A 20,364-nucleotide genomic window follows, 5' to 3' on the forward strand; every position below is an offset into this window, starting at 1 on the left:
CAAATCAATACGTACGCTAAAGAACGCTAACTGTACGGAAGCGGACGGTTAAAAATCGCTTTAAAAATTAATCAGCTGAAAATCAGCTATTTGAAAAAATGGTTGAGTTTTGGCATATACTGAATCACTACAATATCACTATGACACCGAACACCGACACAAAGTTGAGCGCCCTATGGGAAGGATGCTTACAGAACGACAGGAAACAACAAGAACAGTTGTACAAGATGCTGGCCCCAAAAATGCTTGCCGTGTGCATGCGCTACGCCAAAGATAAAGACGAAGCACAGGATATACTGCAGGAAGGCTTTATCAAAATGTTCAAGAACATGCGCAACTACCGCGGCGACGGTAGCCTGGAAGGATGGATACGCCGTATAATGGTACACAGCGCTATATCACGTTACCGCAAAGCAAAAACGTTGGTTTTGGTTGATGATTTTGCCGAGCAGAACATACCGGTAAGTAGCAGCTACAACGCCAACGGCCTGGAAGCGCAGGAGTTGATGAAAATGGTACAGGCCTTGCCAAAAACCTACCGTTCGGTTTTTAACATGTACGCCATTGAAGGCTACTCGCACCAGGAGATAGGCAGCAGCCTTGGTATGAGCGAACTGTTATCGCGCACTACCCTGCACCGTGCACGCGCTATCCTGAAAGAGAAGCTGAACAGCCTTGCCACCCGCGAACGCCACTGCCTGGCAGGATAAGCCACGCCGCCTACCCTCAATATACAAAGAGGGAAACGGATATTTGATGTACTGATTTATTGATTACCTGGCATGCCCGCCGGTTTAATCAATAAATCGATAATCAGCGGCAAATTCCCCCAACCGCCCTGATTAGGATAAATACTCCCCCGTATATTTCCCGTACCAACGTAATAAGCATCCGGCTATATCACGGCGCATATTGCTTTATTGCCTGCTTTGTGCCTACATTTATACTGATGTTTTAAATCATCAGAATAAAAGCAATGAAATTCATCCGCAGCGGTGTGCACCTACCTGTAAAAAGCCTTGTCGAAACCATCGCATGGTACCGGGATGTATTGGGCTTTCACGACGAATGGCAATTTGGCGACGTGGATGGCGGCATCTGGCGCGACGAGATGCGCCTGCTTTTTGCGCAGGACCCTGCTTTTGTGGCCGACATCAATAACGATAGCCACCGCCTGCCCCTGATGTGGTTCGTTGAGGATATCGACGGGATTTATGCTGAGTTTAGGGAGAGAAGCATCCCGTTGGCAGATGAGCTGAAGGCGCATCCCTACGGCTTACGTGAGTTTGCATTTATAGATATAAACGGTTATTACATACGCGTGGCCGAAGCCGTGGTTTGAATGTTCGAAACAGTCATCAACGTCATCCCGAACTTGTTTCGGGACCCCACGGGACAGGTCATCGGCGCGCATGGCGGCTAAGCATAGTGGCTACTTTTATGATGGGGTGTTGAAATAAATTCAACATGACGATTGTTTTTCGAGGACTTTACTTACAGAACTCATATTTAGGCGATGAGCAAGAAATGAACCGGTAGATTTACCAGGCAATAAAGCTCCGAATTATATGAATATCAAAAACCTCCGCAATGCAGTCCTTCGGCAATTATTTGCTTTAACGCGACCATCGAAGGCTGCTAATACCAGGCTGTTGCGCGGGCGCGGGGAAAGGCTTGAGCAGTTCGTGCTTCGTGATGCAGTGCCCGAGGATATTCCGGCCCTTGCCGAATTGCACGCCATTGCCTGGGCGCAAACTTATCCCATGGTTAAAAAACCACCCACTGCCGCCCTCCGCGCCTGGCAATGGGCGGAGCAATTTAAACAGATGGATGGCACCTGGTTTTGCCTGGTGCTGCAAGGCCCTGCGGGCAAACTGGTAGGTTTTGTAAAGGGCAAGAAGTATGCCCACGCCAACATGCCTGCCTACGATGGGGAGTTGAATAAGATATATCTTTTAAAGGAATACCAGCGGCTGGGCTTCGGCAAAAAGATGCTTTGTGTTTGCGCCGGCAGGTTTGTGGCTATGGGCATTACTAATATGCTGCTGTTTGCCGAGCCCGAAAACCCCACCTGCTGGTTTTACGAAGCCATGGGCGGGCAAAGGCTGTACGCAGCCAACGGCGATTTCGACGGTGGATACGGCTGGCCCGATTTGCGGGCGCTGATTTCAGTGTGTAAACAATAAAAGAATTCAATCCATGAGGGTTCGAAAATTTTGCGGCGATGCCCGCGTGGCGAGTTGACTCACCCCGCCGTCGCTTCGCTGGGCGACTCTGCTTCGCAAAGAGGGTAAGAAATTGCAGCTTACCCTCTTTCCGCTTGCGGAGAGAGGGTCGGGCAGCGATAGCGAACCCGGGGTGAGTCAAATGTGCTGGCGACAAGTCGCGAGTTCTAAGATTTCGAATACTTAAAACATTCTATCCATGAACAAATTTATTATCGCCGTTAAGAATCTCGATTTGCCCAAGGTTGAAAAACTGCTTACAGCCGAACCTAAATGGCTTACCTGGGCCGAGGACGATGGCAAGAACGCCTTGCATTACCTTTGCGGTGTAGTGATAGCAAAACACCCGGATAAAGAAGCGGACAGTCTGCGCATGTTACAGGTATTGTTAAACAGCGGAATGGATATAGACGCGGTGCACCGGATAAAGGATGAGAACTGCGGCTTTTTCCCGGCCCGGCCGCTTTGGTATGCCTATACGCGCGGCCGTAACAAAACCCTTTATACCTGGCTATTGATGAATGGTGCCAACCCGCATAATTGCATGTTTGCGATTGTGTGGTATGATGATGCCGAAGCCGCCGCCCTGTTTAAAAGCCATGGAGCCGATATAGACGATAGCAGCATAGGCGAAACGCCATTGCTGGCGGCCTTCAACTGGAAAAGGTTTGCCGTGGCCGAATGGCTGCTGGCCAACGGCGCCAACCCTAACGCCGCCGACAAGCAGGGCAACACCGCCCTGCACCATGCCGTAAAAAAGAAGTATCCTTTGCCACAGATAGAGTTGCTGCTGCGCTACGGCGCAAACCCCAACCTAACAAACCAAGCCGGCGTTAGCCCAATGATGCTTGCCGAACGCCAGCGGCCACAGGCTATACTGCCTGTTTTAACGAGGGACGTATCATAATATAAACTTAACACCCCGGTTAAACTAGGTCCGTAGCTTTATTATCATAAAATTAAGGCTATTATGGAAGCGGGATATACTACAATCGACCTGGTGATGCTGGCGATAGCAGCATTCGTAATTTGGGTGGCCATGCGCACGCCCAAAGATAAAAGCGCTTTAAAAGAAATAAGGCAACGCGCTAAAATGAGGCGTAAAGGTCGCCGTAGCGCGCCGGTGCCATTCTGAACAGGAGGGGATTATATGATGAACGAGTGGGGTATTGTTGCACCTGCCTATACCGGGCCGAGGGTGCGCGTAGCCTTTTTTGCCGAGATATTGACCGAAGGGCTGGATGGTGCCATACGCACCATGTACCAGCTGATTGACCGTATAGACGATAAGCGGTTCGAGTTTCTGTTTATATACGGCGAAGGGCCGGAGAGCATCAAGGGCCATCAGAGCATGAGCGTGCCGCATGTATCCTTGTTCGTAAACCAGGGCTACTCATTAGCCTTGCCGGTATTAGCTGAAAGCCGCATGAAACACGCGCTGCGCAAATTCGCGCCCGATGTGGTGCACATTGCCACACCATCGTTGCTGGGCAACTTCGGGTTAAATTACGCGCGCCAAAATGGCCTGCCGGTAATAACTATCTACCACACGCATTTCATCTCCTATATAGATTACTATTTTAAGCACCTGCCGTTTTTAATAAACAGCACCCGGCAGCTGGTAGTTGCCCGGCACAAGCTGTTTTATAACCAATGCGATAGGATATATGTACCATCGGAAAGCATGAAGGCGGAACTTGCCGAAATGGGCGTACAGCCCAGTCGCATGCAAATATGGAAGCGAGGCATGGATGCCGGTCTTTTCTCTCCGCAAAAAAGAAATAAAAAGGCGCTGCGCGAACTTACCGGTAACGACAACCCTACTATATTATTTGCCAGCCGCCTGGTATGGGAAAAGAACCTCGAAACGCTTTTTGAGGTTTACGATGGTATGCAAAGCCAGAACCCCGCAGTAAACTTCGTAATTGCCGGCGATGGCAGCGCATTAAAAGCATGCAAAACCCGTATGCCCAACGCCGTTTTTACCGGGAAGGTGGGTCATAGCCAACTCTCCGTTTTATATGCCTCGGCAGATATCTTCCTGTTCCCTTCTGTATCAGAAACGTATGGCAATGTAGTGCTCGAGGCTATGGCATCGGGCCTGCCCTGCGTAATAGCCGATGGGGGAGGCTCGGCCGATTTTATTGAGCAAGGTATCAATGGCTTTAAATGCAAGCCATATGATGCAGCCGATTATATTGAAAAAATAACCCGCACCTTAAACAATAAGGCACTGGCCAATCAGTTTGCAGAGAAAGGCCTGGAATACAGCGGCCGCCTTAATTGGGACGACCTTGCTGCCCATTACTTCAACTGCCTGCGGGAGTTGGCAGCATACCCCTTAGCCGTTGCCGACCTGGAAGTGGCCGGCTAACACACAGCGCCCGCTTACCAATGTTTAATTAGTATTAAGCTTTGGTTAACAAATTTAGTTTTGTTGATTGCCAGCCGCAAGATGCTGAACTTTGATTGTTACCTGTGTAACAACCACCCGGATGTTAAAAGCGTTTTCGAAGTTCCTGTTTCTGGCAATAACGTTGTTCATAAACGTGCTGCCTGCTGCTGTTGCGCTTTATGGCTACCGGGCAAGCCATCCCAGGCATTTAATTGTGAAACAAAAAGCGCCATCTCAACCCGTTGTAGATCATGGCATACATGATGCAAGTTGGGAATTCATCAAAAAGAAGCACCTTTCCTCGCCGCCGGTTCATTTAAAACTGCGGCCCATATTTGCAATTTTCCTGGTATTCGGCTTGTTTTTTTGTGCCTGCCAGTACCCGCTTAAAGATTTTTATTCGCGCTTCCTCTCCCGCAAAGCGCCCTTGCCCGTTTCGCAGAAATACCTTCGGCTGCAAACCCTGCTTATTTAATTTCCTTGCCGGCTGTTAAGCCCATCCATTAATAATTAACGCAATCGGCAATTTGCCCGTCGGCCTGTTTTTCGCAGGGGCCCGGGCCTCAACTTTTTATTATGAATTTCGGGGAAGACTTAAGCCTGCAATTGATGCTGGCCAATAAATCTTATCATCAATATTTATTTACCGTTTTAAAAGAGATAGACGTTTATCAGCACTATCAAATAATACTGCTGCTGAGCCGCCAGGGCGGCCGTAGCACACAAAAGTTTATTTGTGATACGCTGTTGATAGAAAAATCGAACATGGTGGCCATTATTGCAGCTCTGGAAGAGAAAGGCTACGTAACCAAAACCGTAAACCATAAAGACCGCCGGGGCAAACTGCTTTCGCTTACCGCAAAGGCGCAGGATACCGTAGGCGTAATGAACAACCTGTTCAACGTATTTGAAGAGCAAATGGCCGAGGACCTCACCTGGCAGGAAATGTACAATTGCATAAGGGTACTAAATAAGGTAAACGGCAAGCTTAACGATATGATGGTGGCAGGAAATTAAGCATCAAGGTGTGTTCGGTTTAGTGCCCGTTTGTGCATATGCGGGCAAAAATTTAACATTGGCGCGGCTGCCGTAAGTATAAATGGTTATAATATTGAACCATTGGTAACCATAAGCATAATAACATATAATGGTTTGATAATGGCCAAAAATCGCCGGGGAAAGATGTGTGGGATAGCTTTGCATCAAAATATTAATGGTGAAAAAAGTTATACATTTCCTTGGCTTAATACTTGTATTTGCATGTGCAGGTTTAACCGCCACTGCCCAAAATACCGGTAAAATAGTTGGTAAGATAATAGATCAGAAAAACAGCGAAACCCTCATAGGCGCAACCGTGAGCATAGAGGGTACTACCAAAGGTGTTGCTACCGATGTAGAGGGCCGGTACTCGCTAAACGGCATAGCGCCGGGCCGGTACACCATATTGGTGCGGTATATAGGCTACCAAACAAAATCGATATCTGATATAGAGGTTAAAGCCAATGCTGCAACCCCGCTTGATGTTGCCCTGGCGCCATCGGTAAGTACGGCGCTAAACGAGGTTGTTATTAAAGCAACCTACCGCCAGGAGTCGGTAACGGCGCTGTATGCCTTGCAAAAGAACAGCGTTTCTATCTCAGACGGTATATCGTCTGAAGTTATACGCCGCTCGCCAGACAGGAACACCGCCGACGTTTTAAAACGTGTAAGCGGTGCCACCGTACAGGATAATAAATTTGTGGTTATCCGTGGCCTTAGCGATAGGTACAACTCTGCTTTGCTTGATGGCGCCGCGTTGCCAAGCACCGAGCCGAACAGGAAAGCATTCTCGTTCGATATCGTACCATCAAACCTGGTAGAGAACCTTACCATTACCAAAACAGCCACGCCAGATCAGCCGAGCGATTTTGCAGGTGGCCTTATCCATATTTTCACCAAAGATTTGCCAGACCAGAATTTCGTTTCGTTCGGCATTGGCGGTGGTTATAACACAGCTTCTACCTTTAAAGATTTCCTGAGCGGCCCGCGTAACGCAACCGATTATTTAGGTTTTGATAACGGCGACAGGCAATTGGCTAATGGTTTCTCATCTTTTAACAGCATTGTTAACGGTTTAACTACAGATCGTAACATCCGTTTGTTAAGAAGCCTGCCATCCGACTATAATATTTACAAAAACACGGCACTACCAACTCAAAACTACCAGTTTACTATTGGTAAGGTAAAAGACCTGAAAAGCGGCAACCGTTTCGGCGCTATTTTGGCTTTAACGTACCGTAACTCGCAAACAATTGGTAGCGACATCAAGCGCGATTACTACGATAATCATTATAGCGATGATATTTACAAATTTTCTACCAACATTGGGGCATTGCTAAACGTTGGTTACACCTTCGGTAAGAATAAAATAACCTTTAAAAACGTTTACAACAGGATTTTCGACGACCAGTTCCTGTACCGTACAGGTAGCAATACAGGCTCGGGTGTCGACCTGAAATACTACGCTTTCGATCTTCTGCAGAAAGCCTTGCTGAAATCAACTTTAGAAGGTAACCATCCTTTAGGCGACAAAGGCGCAAAAATTAACTGGGAGGTGAGCTACGCCAACGTACTTAACGATCAGCCCGGTCAGCGTAAAACCAGTTACTCGCGCAATATTGGCAGCGGCGACCCTTTCCAGGCGAACATTTCTTCTTTAGGTAAAGAAAATGCTACCCTGTTTGCTAAACTGAACGAAGACTCTTACAACGGTGCGATAAACTACTCGCTCCCGGTTAAAATGTTTAAGCAAAAAGGCACCTTTAAAGCCGGTTTTAATTCTTTGTACCGTAACAGGGAATACGATGCACGCTTTTTAGGCGCAGTAATAAGAGGCAACGTAGATGTAACAGACGCTAATGCCATTAAACAAAGGCCACTAAGTACTTTGTTTGGAAGGGATTTGATAAATGCCAACGTGTACGAGCTACAGGAAATTGATGGCCGCCCTGATTCATACACCGCCAACTCGCTAACCAACGCCGGTTATGCTATGTTGGATAACAAGCTGACTAGTAATCTGAGGCTGGTTTGGGGCGCCCGCGCAGAGCAATTTAATGTAGACGTTACGCCGAAGGTTTTAGCCAACGCAGCAGACCAGGTTAAGCAAGACTATGTAGACGTATTACCGTCGGCTAACTTAACCTACGCCCTCACCCCTAAAATAAACCTGCGTGCATCGTACTCGCGTACCCTTGCCCGCCCCGAGTTTAGGGAGCTTGCCACATCGATGTATTACGATTACGAGTTGCTTGCATTTCAGCAAGGTAACCCGCTGCTGAAAAAAGCAAGCATCAATAACTTTGATGTCCGTTTCGAGCTTTATCCTTCTGCAGGGCAAATTATCTCGGTATCGGGTTTCTATAAAAAGTTTACGCATGCTATCGAGGCTTATAACAACGATGCAAACTCTACCCGTACCATTACTTACTTCAACTCAGATAATGCCAACGTTTACGGTGCCGAGCTGGAGATACGTAAATCGCTTGATTTTATCGGCACGGGCAATTTCTTTAAAAACACTACAGCTTATACAAACCTGTCGGTAATCAAATCCAAAGCAATCAACCCTACAGATGGCCGCCTTAACTTCTTAGAAAAAGAGCGCCCTTTGGTTGGCCAGGCACCATATGTAATCAACGCCGGGTTGCAGCACACCTTCCTCGATAATAAAATGAGTTTCAACGCCCTGTACAACAGGGTTGGGCGCAAGCTTTCGGTAGCCGCAGGCGCTATTTACGAAAGCGTTTGGGAAGCACCAAGAGACGTGGTTGACGTACAATTGAGTATAAAGGTTTTAAAGAGCAAAGGCGAAATCAAATTTAACGCCGGCGACATCTTCAACCAACGGGCAACCTACTACTACGACTTTAACAAGAACAAAGTTTACGATGCCACCGATGGTACGCAAAGCAGCTACAAACCAGGCAGCAACTATTCGTTCTCGTTCAATTACACCTTTTAAAAGATCAAATCAATATTAAGTATATCTATAAACTAAAACAGAAATGAAAAAAGTATTCTTCTTGGCAGCCTTAAGCTTAAGCATAGCCTTCACAAGCTGCTCCAAAAAAACAGTAGATGACGAACCGATAGTTGACCCGCCGGTAACATCTAATGTTGTTACCGTAACCGGCGATATTACTGCCGCTACTACCTGGAAAGCAGATAAAATTTATCTGTTAAAAGGCAACGTATTCGTTACCGGTAACGCTGTCCTGACAATAGAGGCAGGCACCCTGATTAAAGGTGATAAAGCAACTAAAGGCGCTTTAATCATCACCCGTGGCTCTAAAATAGAGGCCGTTGGTACAGTTGATAAACCGATTGTATTTACCTCTAATGTTGCTGCAGGTGGCCGTTCGCAAGGCGACTGGGGTGGTATTATCCTTTTGGGTAATGCACCTAACAACGCAGGTGCTTCGGTATCTATAGAAGGTATATCTGATGCAACCGATAAAGGTAAATACGGTGGCACTAATGCTGCTGATAACTCCGGTACTTTAAAATATGTACGTATAGAATATGCCGGTATCCCATTGGGCCCCGATAACGAGATCAACGGCCTTACTTTTGGCAGCGTTGGTTCTGGTACCACTATCGATTACGTTGAGGTTTACCGTTCCGGCGACGACGCTTTCGAGTGGTTTGGCGGTACTGTAAATGCAAAACACTTATTAGCCATAGATTCATGGGATGATGATTTCGATACAGATTTCGGTTTCTCCGGTAAGATACAATTTGGTTTGGCTCAGCGTTTAGCGGCCACTGCAGACGTATCCGGTTCAAACGGTTTCGAATCTGATAACAACGGCGCCGGTGCAAACATCACCCCGCAAACTTCTGCGGTTTTCTCTAACATGACTATCTTAGGCCCTAAAGAAACTGCGGCTTTTACAGCAATCAATGCTAACTTTCAGCATGGTGCGCAAATCCGTCGTAACTCATCTATCAGCATCTTAAACTCAGTTATCACTGGTTATACCGAAGGTGTATTTTACGATGATGCAGCCGGTACTGCCCCTGCAAACGCATCAGGTAACTTAGTAGCCGGTACTTCGGTATTTGCTAACAACCTAATTGCCGGCAGCAACGGCAAAGGCAACCAGATCAAAGCCTCTAACGCTACTGCTTTAGGTGTTGTTACCCCATTGCTTACAGCTGTTAACACTTTCTCACCTGACCTGTACGCTGCTGGTATCTATACCGATGCTTACAAATTTGCTGCTGATATTGCTCCTGCTGTAAGAGCTGGTGTTCCTAACTTTATACAGATTGCTGCTTCTCCTGCTTTAACAGGCGCTGCTTTCACTAACGCTAAAGTTACTGATGCTTTCTTTGAACAAGTTACTTTCAAAGGTGCTTTCGGTACTACCGACTGGACAACCGGTTGGGCTCATTTCAGCCCGCAAACGTTGCCTTACGAAACTCCGGGCGCTGTAAAATAATAACCTGAAATTATTAAAAAAGCTGCCCCGGGATAACCATGGGGCAGCTTTTTTTAATGTTGCCGAATACTATCTACCCAATGAGTTTATTGCATGCACATTTCAGCGAAATAGATACCCAGATATCAGCTTTTGCCCGGGCCATTGCTTTGCCTATACGGGTTTTTATACTGCGCATGATAGCAGAGAACGGCAACTGCCTTACCAAACAGGCGGTTTATGCAAGCAGCCTTAATGCAAAAACCATCAACAAACACATACAGGAATTGCGTGGGTTGGGGATAATAAAGGTACGGAACGTGCGCTCTGAAGCAACCTACTGTATAGATGAGAAGTTGTTTGAGCAGATGTCGGTAAACTTTAGCCAGTTTTTTGATAATAATATACTATTGCCGCAGATGCCGGCCAGCCTATCGGCAGCCGCCGAAGAAGTGCTGCAAACCAAACCCGATTTGAGTCACTACCCGCATTTTGGGGCGTACATTAAAGAACACCGGCTGGAACTTAACCTCTCCCAGGCCACACTAGCCGAAAAGATAGCAATAGACCGTGCGCTGCTGAGCCGTATAGAGTGTGGCAAAAAGATACTGAATGCGTTGCAACTGCCCCTGTTAGCCAAAGCCCTGTACCTAAGCCTGGAAGATACCAAACACGCTTTTGCACAATTGCAGCCTGCTGCGTAAATTTGCCTAACAATTGCATAACACTTTTATGTGTATTTTGCAGCAATAACGCCCATTTAACATCGGGTTAACACGGATGTGACGTTTTAGATTACACAACGTGTTAAATGTTAATTCATCCTTAACATTGGGGTAACATTATAGCCGAATCTTTGTGATGTTTAAATAACACACATGAAAAAGCTATACTTTTTATTGATTACACTACTTTTTGCCCTTGCGGCAAACGCACAAATAACCACCGCAGTGGTTAGCGGAAAGGTTGTAGACCAAAAAGGCGCATCGATGCCAGGCGTTTCCATCTCATTGGTAAACACCAGCACCGGCACCCATTATGGTTCGCAAACCAATGGCGATGGCCGTTACACCATTGCCAACGTAAATGCCGGTGGTCCTTACGTTATAACTGCCACATTTATAGGCTACAAAAAAGATGAGCGCGCAGATATTACCCTGCAACTGGGTAGCGCCAGCTTCAACTTTTTACTGGTAGACGAAACCACCTCGCTTAAAGAGGTTAAGGTTGTTGCAAACGGCGGCGCTAGCAAAACAGGCGCTTCTACCCGTATCAGCCAGAGCCAGATACGCAATATGCCAACCATCAACCGCAGCTTGCAGGATCTTACCCGCACTACGCCGCAAAGCAACAACAACTCTTTCCAGGGTACCAACTACCGTTACAACAACGTAACGCTTGATGGTGCTATCAACAACGATGCTATCGGTTTCAGCCCGTCATTAGGCGGCCAGTCGAACGCATCGGGCCAGGTTGGTAGCAGCACCCGTACCAGCCCGGTATCGTTAGACGCGATACAGGATATACAGGTACTGGTTGCACCGTACGATATCAAAATTGGTAACGTATTGGGGGGTAGCATAAACGCCGTAACACGTAGCGGTACAAATGATGTTACCGGTTCCATTTACGGTTACGGCCGCGGCGCGTTCCTGGTAGGCCCAAACAATACTAAAACTGCATCAGGTGGCGACGGATCCAGCTTGCCATCATCTTTCCACGATTATCAGACAGGTATCCGTTTAGGTTTCCCGTTGATCAAAAATAAATTGTTCTTCTTCACCAACGAAGAGATTGCCCGCCGCCAGGATCCTGTTATTGCCGGTGCCGGTACTGCAGGTTCTGCAAAAGTACTTACCTTAACCGATGCGCAGAATATTACTGCCAAGATGCAGAGCTACGGTTTCGATCCGGGTACTTACAATAACACTTCGATCTACTCACGGTCAAACAAATACTTCAACAGGATAGACTGGAACATCAACGATAAAAACCAGTTGACCCTGCGTAACAACACCATCAGCTCTACCGCAACCAACTTAGAGCGCGATCAGCAAAACTTTCGTTTCGGCGGTATCGATTACGTGTCGCACAACAACTCTACATCAACCGTTGCCGAGTTGAAATCAAGGTTCAGCAACACGTTGAGCAATAGCCTGGTTATTGGTTACTCTAACGTGCACGATTTTCGCGACCCAACATCTAACCCAGCTTTGCCGCAGATAGAAATAACCGGTAACACGCCTGGTACTACCATTTTCCTGGGTACCGACCGCGAAGCCGCCATATTCGATATGCGCCAAAAAACCACCGAGTTTACCGATAACCTTACCTTATCTGCAGGCAAACACACCTGGACATTTGGTACCCACAACGAGTTCTACAACATCACTTACGATTTTGTAAACGCCTGGAACGGCCGTATAGCTTACAGCAGCGTTGCCAACTTTTTGGCCAACAACCCATCGCGTACACGTGCCAACTACAACTACGTAAACAACACCCGCGATTATATCCTGGCTAACCCATCTGCACAGTTTAAAGTAAACCTGCTTAGCTTTTACGGCCAGGACGAGATACAGCTTACCGATAACTTCAAACTGACTGCTGGCGTGCGTTTTGATTATGCTGGCGTGCCTAACAAGCAACCGCTTAGCACTAAAACAACAAATGCACCGGTTGATGCTAACTACGGTAATACCTTTACCTACACCAAACCTGCCAACATCACTAATAAATACCTGAACAATGTAGAGGTAAACCCACGCGTATCGTTTAACTACGATATCAATGGCGACCAAACCGCAGTATTGCGCGGTGGTTCGGGCTTCTTTACAGGCCGTGTACCTTTCGCATGGTTTGGCTATGCATTCTACAACAATGGCGATACTTATGGTGCGTATGATAAAAAACCAAGTGCAACTGCGCCTATCACCCCGGGTACAAACCCTGTGCAGGCACCCAGCAACGGTGGTTTAGGTTATGTAAACCAACAAATACCGGCGGTAAATACATCTGCAACCGGCCCAACCCAGGTAGACTTGATAGATAACAACTTCAAAATGCCACAGGTATGGAGGAGCAACTTAGCGTATGACTATACCACTGCCGATAAATGGAAATTTACGGTAGAAGGTATCTACACCAAAGTAATCCACGACTTAAAGTTCCAGCAGGTAAACACTACCGATCAGGTTACCTATTACCCATATGATGTAAATAAAGAACAGCCTATCTTCATTAACAAAGGCGTTAACACATCATATACCAACGCTTACCTGTTATCAAACACCAACCAGGGTTACCGCTACAGCTTAACTGCTCAGGTGGCAAAAACTTTCCCTTGGGGTCTGAATGCGTCGGTAGCTTATACTTACGGCCACTCCAGGGATATCACCAACGGTATCCGTAACTCAATGGAAAGTAACTGGCAGTTGAACCAGGCGCTTAATCCAAACAGCCCGGGGTTAGCTAACTCCAACTTCGATATCCGTAACCGCATCGTGTCAACCGTTAACTATATGGTTAACTGGGGTGGCAACACCAACTACACAGCTAACTTTAGCTTCTTCCTGAGCGCACAATCGGGTAACCCGTACTCTTACGGCTTCCTGCCAAGCTCTATAGATGGTACAGGTCAGCAGGTTAGCTTAGCCTACATACCAAAGGTTGGCGAAACCGTAAACTTCTTTAGCGATGTTGTAGGCGGCGCAACCGCAGCACAACAGGCAGCAGCATTTGATGCTTTCATTGATAAAGATAAATACTTAGCTACCCGCCGTGGCCAATTCACCCAGCGTAATGCAGCCTTTACGCCATGGAACAATAACTTAGATTTCCGTTTCTCGCAAGACTTTAAGTTCGGCAGCGGCAAACGTAAGCAAGTAATTACTTTCACTTACGATATCGTAAACTTAACCAACCTGCTTAATAAGCACTGGGGCCAGTACTACTTCTCGGCTAACACCTTCAACTCAACTTCGAGCATAGGCTTAACCGCAAAAACTACCCCTACATTTGCTAATGCACCTACAACGTATCCTAAATACAACTTTACCGATCCGGGCGTGCCTTACTCTGTTGACCTGTTCGCCTCGCGCTGGCAGATGCAGTTTGGCTTGCGTTACGCATTCTAAACTCAAACAAAACTTAAACGATAACCGATGCCTGGCTTTATGCCGGGCATTGGTGTTTTATGGGGGGGGCATTGAACAAAAAACCAATTATTTAAAGAGAAATGAAAAAGATATCCTGAAACAAACATTATATATTTGAGGAATAAACCTGTCTTTTATTGGTCCGTATTATATTTGCCATGCCATTGCTAAACCTTATGAGCATCCGATTACCCTTACTGTTGTTATTATTTCTGATAGCAGCTACTGCCGATGCCCAGCAATGCGATAGCGTGTTTTTAGGAACGAAAACACTATATACGCAGCCTAAAAACACAACAGTAAAAATACCGGATGGCTATAAAGCCGTTTTTGTAAATTATGTAGGCCGGCACGGTGCTCGGCACTTAACCAAGGCACCTTCTTCGGCTTATATTTATAAGCTGATTGCAAAGGCCGATAGCGCAAAAGCACTGACCATTTTGGGGCAGCAGCTAAAAAAAATGGTGCTTGCGCTGGATAAAGTAGAAAAAGGGGGCACCAAATCTATTTCGGCAGAGGGCGTAACCGAACTGATGGGCATCGCATCTCGCCTGTACCAAAACAACGTCACGGTGTTTGCCGATAAGCCAAAGGTTACCGTAACCGTTACCAAAGAAATACGCACCCGCCAAAGCGCAGATGCCTTTTTGAAAGGGTTACAGCCATTGCTTAAAAACGGAACCATTATAGAGCAAGGCATCAATGATACCACCCTCCGCTTTTACGACCTCTCACCCGCCTACCTCGATTTTGAGAAGAACGGCAGATGGATAAAGGTTGTAGACGATTTAAGGAACTACCTCCGTATTCCTGAACTGAACGCCCGCGTTAACGCACGTTTTTTTACTGCCGATTTCACAAAATCGATAAGCGCGGCTAACCAGGGCCAGTTCGTAAACGATTTGTTTGGCTTTGCTACCATCGTTTATTCGTTGCGGCAGGAGATAAAACAAGCAGGGTTTACCGATCAGGATCTAAACTTCCAAAGCTTTTTCACCTGCGATGAATTGGCGACGCTAAGCCGTATTGATGTTGCCGAAGACTTTTTCACCAAAGGCCCCGGTGCCGATGTTAATGGCATACAGGTAAAAATTGCTACGCCGTTGCTGGCAGATTTTATCAGGACAACCAACGAAGTTGTTAGCGGCAAAAAAATTGCCGCCAACCTGCGTTTCTCTCATGCCGAAACCATATCGCCCTTCGCCGCGCTGCTTGGCCTGAACCGTTCGGATAAAGTGGGTACCTATATCCAGCTCATTAATAAAAATTGGGAATCGGCAAAGGTGATACCGCTGAGCGCGAATGTGCAGTGGATAGTATATAAAAACAATACCGGCGGCTACCTGCTGCGCTGCCTGCTCAACGAAAAGGATGCCGCCATAACAGGCCTCAAACCTGTTTACCCCAACTTTTACGCCTGGCCCGAGGTGAAAAAGTATTACCTCGATAAGTTGAAACGCTTGGGTGCGCCCCTATCGGGCAATATGCTTAATTACCTTAAAAAGGTAAAGTAACTTTAAACTATTTTATAAAAACTATTCAAGCTAAAATTGGGCTCCGTGTTCTTTGTGTTTCTCCCTTTGCGCACTTTGTGTTAAAAAATCTAACCAAGGACGTCGCAGGGAAGGCACAAAGGCATGTCATGGCCAAATCTTGATTTTTTTATACAGCCTCTTTTTTACCGGTAAATAAATTGCAATAATAGTATTAACCCCAAAGCGTAATTTTTAATTAAATTGGTCTGCCCAATTATTTACCTTGTTCTTGTTAGTGCTGCATAGTGCGCCTGAAGGGCATAAAACGCTATTATTTTGAACATAACCCAACGCCGTGCCTGCACGTTTACTTTTCTGGCGCTTTTGATAGCGGCGGGCCTGCGTGCACAAAATAACGAGTTCCAGTTTTCGCGGCTGGATATTGCCGGCGGCCTATCGCACAACCAGGTAAACAGCATCTTAAAGGATAACAAAGGCTTTATGTGGTTCGGCACGCCATCGGGCTTAAACAAATACGATGGCTATAAATTCAAGGTATTTAAGCACAGTGCCAGCGATACGGCTAGCATCAGCGACGATTACATAGCAACCATATCCGAAGGGCCCGGCAATAAACTGCTGGTAGAAACCCGAAACAGCTACGATATTTACGATCCGGTTACCGAGAAGTTCGGCCACGATATCAATAGCTACCTGCTTTCCGTCAACGTGCCCACGCAAAACTTTGCCGGCATACGTAAAGATCGCCTGGGGAATTATTGGTTCCTCAATTCGGTTTTAGGCGTTTACAAGTACAACCCCCGTAATAAAACCACCACACGCATTTGCAACCGCTACGGCGACGATAAAACGCTATATGATAATGCGGTGGCCGACCTGGCTACCGACTCTAAAGGCAACATTTGGCTGGTGTACAACAAAGGCATCCTGGAACGGATAGATCCCGTTACCTATAAGGTGAATTACCGCAAGGCATTTAACGCGCCGCCTCTTGCGTTAAATACCAGTTACAAAATTTTTATAGATGGGCAGGACGATATATGGACCTATGTACCCACTTACACCTATGGTGTATATTACCTCAAAAGTACGCTCGATGTTTTTAAGCGCCTGGATAAAAGCAACACCAAGGGCGGGCTGAACACTAATGTGGTATCCAGCGTGGTGCAGGATAATAAGGGGCGTATTTGGATAGCTACCGACCACGGCGGCATCAACATACTGGATAAGCGCGATTTCAGCATAAAATACCTGTTGAATCGGGAAGACGATATTAAAACCGTAGCCCAGAACAGTATCATATTGTTATATAAGGATAACGCAGGCATTATTTGGGTAGGCACCTATAAGCGCGGCCTCAGCTACTACAACGAAAGTATCCTCAAATTTCCATTATACACGCACCACCTTTCAGACCCCGCCAGTCTCAGCTTTAGCGACGTAAACAAATTCATCGAAGATAAGTATGGCAACCTATGGCTGGGCACCAACGGCGGCGGCCTGATGTACTTTAACCGTAAAGACGGCAGCTTTAAAAAGTACATGCACGATGCTGCCAACCCCAACAGCCTCACCAACAATGTTATCGTAAGCATGTATCTCGATCATGAGCAAAAGCTATGGATAGGTACCTATTTTGGCGGCCTGGATTGTTTCGACGGGAAAAACTTTAAGCATTACCGGCATAACGACGCCGACCCCAGCAGCATATCCGAAGACAGGATATGGTCGATACTGGAGGATGACGAGAACAACCTGTGGGTGGGCACGCTTTCGGGCGGCTTGAACATGCTCGATCGCAAGACCGGTAAGTTTTCGCATTACGTTTATAAGCTGGGGGCAGATAATTCCCTGCACTCCAATTACATCTCGGCCCTGTTGCAAGATCGGCACAGAAACCTGTGGGTGGTAACCTCGTTCGGGGTAGATGTGCTTAACCATAAAACCAAACAGTTTTCGCACTACATCCGAAACGATAAGGACCCTAACAGCCTCATCAACAACAACACCAACAACATTATGGAGGATAGCAGCGGGCTGATATGGATAAGCACGCGCGAGGGCCTCAGCATACTGAACCCGGCTACTGGCAATTTCACCAACCTTAACCACGCAAGCGGGCTGCCCGATAATACCACTATAGATATCCGCGAGGATGATAACCACAATGTATGGGTAAGCACGCCTAATGGGCTATCAAACATCATCATAGATAGGAAAGCTTCGCCGCTGAAGTTCCGCTTCGTTAATTACAATGAGAAAGACGGACTACAGGGTAGGGAGTTTCAGCCTTATTCATCGTACAAAACCCGCAGCGGCGAGCTGATATTCGGCGGCAGCAATGGGTTCAACATCTTCCGGCCGTCGGCCTTGCATACCAGCAAGCACATCCCCGATCTGGTTTTTACCGATCTGCAGGTGTTCAACAAAAGTGTATCGGTGGGCGAGAAGATATACGGCAAGGTTATCCTGCCGAAGTCCATCTCGGAGGTAGACGGCATCGAACTAAAATACAACGAAAATGTGTTTTCCATCGAGTTTGCTGCCCTCAATTATTTCGACCCGGATAAAGTAAAGTTCGAGTACATGATGCAGGGCTTCGATGGCAACTGGATAACGGCAGATAATATCAGCCGCAAGGCCCCCTACACCAACCTGGATGCCGGCGATTACATCTTTAAGGTACGCGCATCTAATCCAGGCTTTTGGAACAGTAAAGAGATAAGCCTGCACGTAAAGATATTGCCGCCTTTCTGGAAAACTACTTATGCTTATATCCTGTATGTGCTGCTATTCGTAGGGGGCTTGCTTTATATCCGCCGGGAGGGTATCCGGAAACTGCGCACCCAGTTCCTGCTGGAGAAAGAGCGCGAAGAAACCCAGCGCCTTCACGAGCTTGATTTGATGAAGATAAAATTCTTTACCAACGTAAGCCACGAGTTCCGCACCCCGCTTTCGCTGATTATGGCGCCAGTAGATAAAATTGTGAAGCAGGTTAAAGACCCCGACGTGAAGAACCAGCTTTTGCTGGTGAACCGAAACGCCAAACGCCTGCTTAACCTGGTGAACCAATTGCTCGATTTCCGTAAGATGGAGTACCAGGAGCTGAAACTGCATAAAGCCGGCGGCGATATCATTGCCTTTATCCGTGAGCTTTCGCAATCCTTTACCGATGTGGCCGAGCAAAAAGGCATCCGCTTCGTGTTCGATAGCGAGGTGGAAGAGTTTTACACCAGTTTCGATCATGATAAGATAGAGCGCATCCTCTTTAACCTGTTGTCCAACGCCTATAAGTTTACGCATGCTGGCGGGCAGGTAAGCGTTCTGCTCAACTTGCGCAGCAACCCAAGTGCGCGGGGCACCGAGTTGGAGATAAAGATAATAGATACTGGTATAGGCATCCAGAAAGATAAGATGGAGCGGATATTCGAGCCGTTCTTCCAGAATGATATCCCCGGCAGCATGCTAAACCAGGGCAGCGGGATAGGCCTATCCATCACCAAAGAATTCGTGCGCCTGCACGAGGGTGAGATATTGGTAGAGAGCGAGCCTAATCAGGGTAGCTGCTTTACCGTGCTGTTGCCGCTGCAGCAACTGGATAAGAAATTATTTGCCGATGGACCCGTGCTGCTACCGCATGCCGGCGACGATGCCATTTATTTATCCGATAAAAAGCAAGGCCGCCTGCGCGATACCGGCGACGGCAAAAAGCCAACCGTGCTGCTGGTTGAGGATAACGACGATTTCAGGTTCTACATTAAGGATAACCTGAAGGATTCCTTTAATATCATCGAAGCCGAGAACGGCAAAAAAGGCTGGCAGAAAACCCTTGCCCAGCACCCCAACCTGGTGGTGAGTGATATTACCATGCCCGAAATGAACGGCATAGATTTGTGCCTGAAGATAAAGAGCGACAAGCGCACCACGCATATCCCCGTTATTTTATTGACCGCCATAGCAGGCGAAGAGCAGCAGATAAAAGGGTTGGGCACAGGTGCGAGTGACTACATGACCAAGCCTTTCAACTTCGAGATACTGGCATCCAAAATAAAGAACATCCTGAGCCAGCAGGAGAACATGCGAAAAACCTATCAAAAGCGTGTAGATGCCAGCCCGACGGAAGTGGCCGTAGATTCGCCCGACGAGCTGTTCATTAAAAAAGTGCTGGTGCTGATAGATGCCAATATAGCCAATCCCAATTTTTCGGTAGAGGAGCTGAGCAGCGAGATGTTCGTGAGCCGCTATACCCTCTACAAAAAAATCCTGCAGATGACGGGCAAAACACCTAACGAACTGGTACGCCAGATGCGCCTCAAGCGCGCCGCCCAGCTGCTGGAAACCGGGCACCTCACCATCTCGCAGATATGCCACAAAGTGGGCTTCAAAAGCCAGAAATACTTCGTTAAAACTTTCAAGGCAGAATTTAACACCATCCCCTCGCGGTATGTAGAGAGTTTTAATGAGGCGTGATGCATTTCGAGCGTTGGATGCTCAACATAAATTCGTCATGCTGATCTTTTCAGCACCCCATCATAAAAGTGGCCACTATGCTGTGTGTAGTGGATGCTGAAACAAACCTATTACAGTTTTGTGCGGTGGGTCATGGTGAGCTCGTCGAACAATAGC

14 protein-coding genes are annotated in these 20,364 nt (G+C 47.1%); all 14 read left to right on the top strand.

Annotated features, from left to right (window positions below; genetic code table 11):
• Window positions 1-140 precede the first annotated feature (140 nt).
• The 14 genes from AC1DXC_RS05015 to AC1DXC_RS05080 all read left to right on the top strand — a co-directional run bounded on the left by AC1DXC_RS05015 (window position 141) and on the right by AC1DXC_RS05080 (window position 20,208).
• On the top strand, window positions 141-710 hold the full coding sequence (locus tag AC1DXC_RS05015) for an RNA polymerase sigma factor (protein ID WP_477458040.1): 570 nt from the start codon (window positions 141-143) through the stop codon (window positions 708-710).
• 266 nt (window positions 711-976) lie between these two features.
• Window positions 977-1,342, top strand: coding sequence for a VOC family protein (locus AC1DXC_RS05020; protein ID WP_477458041.1), 366 nt, complete (start codon window positions 977-979; stop codon window positions 1,340-1,342).
• A gap of 226 nt (window positions 1,343-1,568) precedes the next feature.
• Window positions 1,569-2,186 carry an N-acetyltransferase family protein gene (locus AC1DXC_RS05025; protein ID WP_477458042.1) on the top strand — a complete coding sequence of 206 codons (618 nt, stop codon included), beginning with the start codon at window positions 1,569-1,571 and terminating at the stop codon, window positions 2,184-2,186.
• Window positions 2,187-2,424: 238 nt separating this feature from the next.
• Window positions 2,425-3,132 carry an ankyrin repeat domain-containing protein gene (locus AC1DXC_RS05030; RefSeq protein WP_477458043.1) on the top strand — a complete coding sequence of 236 codons (708 nt, stop codon included), beginning with the start codon at window positions 2,425-2,427 and terminating at the stop codon, window positions 3,130-3,132.
• A gap of 63 nt (window positions 3,133-3,195) precedes the next feature.
• Window positions 3,196-3,360 (top strand): hypothetical protein, encoded by a 165-nt coding sequence (locus tag AC1DXC_RS05035; protein WP_477458044.1) that lies wholly within the window; start codon window positions 3,196-3,198, stop codon window positions 3,358-3,360.
• 15 nt (window positions 3,361-3,375) lie between these two features.
• Window positions 3,376-4,599 carry a glycosyltransferase family 4 protein gene (locus tag AC1DXC_RS05040; protein ID WP_477458045.1) on the top strand — a complete coding sequence of 408 codons (1,224 nt, stop codon included), beginning with the start codon at window positions 3,376-3,378 and terminating at the stop codon, window positions 4,597-4,599.
• A 121-nt stretch (window positions 4,600-4,720) separates the two neighbouring features.
• On the top strand, window positions 4,721-5,095 hold the full coding sequence (locus AC1DXC_RS05045; RefSeq protein WP_477458046.1) for a hypothetical protein: 375 nt from the start codon (window positions 4,721-4,723) through the stop codon (window positions 5,093-5,095).
• Window positions 5,096-5,196: 101 nt separating this feature from the next.
• Entirely contained in the window at window positions 5,197-5,637 is a 441-nt protein-coding gene (locus tag AC1DXC_RS05050; RefSeq protein ID WP_477458047.1) for a MarR family winged helix-turn-helix transcriptional regulator, read from the top strand.
• Window positions 5,638-5,833: 196 nt separating this feature from the next.
• Window positions 5,834-8,623, top strand: coding sequence for a TonB-dependent receptor (locus tag AC1DXC_RS05055; RefSeq protein ID WP_477458048.1), 2,790 nt, complete (start codon window positions 5,834-5,836; stop codon window positions 8,621-8,623).
• Between the two features lie 43 nt (window positions 8,624-8,666).
• Complete coding sequence (locus AC1DXC_RS05060) at window positions 8,667-10,106, top strand: hypothetical protein (RefSeq protein ID WP_477458049.1); 1,440 nt, start codon at window positions 8,667-8,669, stop codon at window positions 10,104-10,106.
• 80 nt (window positions 10,107-10,186) lie between these two features.
• Window positions 10,187-10,789 carry a helix-turn-helix domain-containing protein gene (locus AC1DXC_RS05065; RefSeq protein WP_477458050.1) on the top strand — a complete coding sequence of 201 codons (603 nt, stop codon included), beginning with the start codon at window positions 10,187-10,189 and terminating at the stop codon, window positions 10,787-10,789.
• Window positions 10,790-10,963: 174 nt separating this feature from the next.
• Window positions 10,964-14,221, top strand: coding sequence for a TonB-dependent receptor (locus tag AC1DXC_RS05070; RefSeq protein ID WP_477458051.1), 3,258 nt, complete (start codon window positions 10,964-10,966; stop codon window positions 14,219-14,221).
• A 197-nt stretch (window positions 14,222-14,418) separates the two neighbouring features.
• Window positions 14,419-15,756: a histidine-type phosphatase gene (locus tag AC1DXC_RS05075; RefSeq protein ID WP_477458052.1), complete on the top strand. Its 1,338-nt coding sequence runs from the start codon at window positions 14,419-14,421 to the stop codon at window positions 15,754-15,756.
• Between the two features lie 297 nt (window positions 15,757-16,053).
• On the top strand, window positions 16,054-20,208 hold the full coding sequence (locus tag AC1DXC_RS05080) for a two-component regulator propeller domain-containing protein (protein ID WP_477458053.1): 4,155 nt from the start codon (window positions 16,054-16,056) through the stop codon (window positions 20,206-20,208).
• Window positions 20,209-20,364 lie beyond the last annotated feature (156 nt).

The sequence above is a fragment of the Mucilaginibacter sp. P2_D11 genome, assembly GCF_056404435.1.

What these genes read in the sequence shown, in the direction of transcription:
- AC1DXC_RS05040 (WP_477458045.1), top strand. Translation starts at nt 3,376, where the DNA reads ATGATGAACGAGTGGGGTATTGTTGCACCTGCCTATACCGGGCCGAGG.
- AC1DXC_RS05070 (WP_477458051.1), top strand. Translation starts at nt 10,964, where the DNA reads ATGAAAAAGCTATACTTTTTATTGATTACACTACTTTTTGCCCTTGCG.
- AC1DXC_RS05020 (WP_477458041.1), top strand. Translation starts at nt 977, where the DNA reads ATGAAATTCATCCGCAGCGGTGTGCACCTACCTGTAAAAAGCCTTGTC.
- AC1DXC_RS05050 (WP_477458047.1), top strand. Translation starts at nt 5,197, where the DNA reads ATGAATTTCGGGGAAGACTTAAGCCTGCAATTGATGCTGGCCAATAAA.
- AC1DXC_RS05045 (WP_477458046.1), top strand. Translation starts at nt 4,721, where the DNA reads ATGTTAAAAGCGTTTTCGAAGTTCCTGTTTCTGGCAATAACGTTGTTC.
- AC1DXC_RS05075 (WP_477458052.1), top strand. Translation starts at nt 14,419, where the DNA reads ATGAGCATCCGATTACCCTTACTGTTGTTATTATTTCTGATAGCAGCT.
- AC1DXC_RS05025 (WP_477458042.1), top strand. Translation starts at nt 1,569, where the DNA reads ATGAATATCAAAAACCTCCGCAATGCAGTCCTTCGGCAATTATTTGCT.
- AC1DXC_RS05015 (WP_477458040.1), top strand. Translation starts at nt 141, where the DNA reads ATGACACCGAACACCGACACAAAGTTGAGCGCCCTATGGGAAGGATGC.
- AC1DXC_RS05060 (WP_477458049.1), top strand. Translation starts at nt 8,667, where the DNA reads ATGAAAAAAGTATTCTTCTTGGCAGCCTTAAGCTTAAGCATAGCCTTC.
- AC1DXC_RS05055 (WP_477458048.1), top strand. Translation starts at nt 5,834, where the DNA reads ATGGTGAAAAAAGTTATACATTTCCTTGGCTTAATACTTGTATTTGCA.
- AC1DXC_RS05065 (WP_477458050.1), top strand. Translation starts at nt 10,187, where the DNA reads ATGAGTTTATTGCATGCACATTTCAGCGAAATAGATACCCAGATATCA.
- AC1DXC_RS05030 (WP_477458043.1), top strand. Translation starts at nt 2,425, where the DNA reads ATGAACAAATTTATTATCGCCGTTAAGAATCTCGATTTGCCCAAGGTT.
- AC1DXC_RS05035 (WP_477458044.1), top strand. Translation starts at nt 3,196, where the DNA reads ATGGAAGCGGGATATACTACAATCGACCTGGTGATGCTGGCGATAGCA.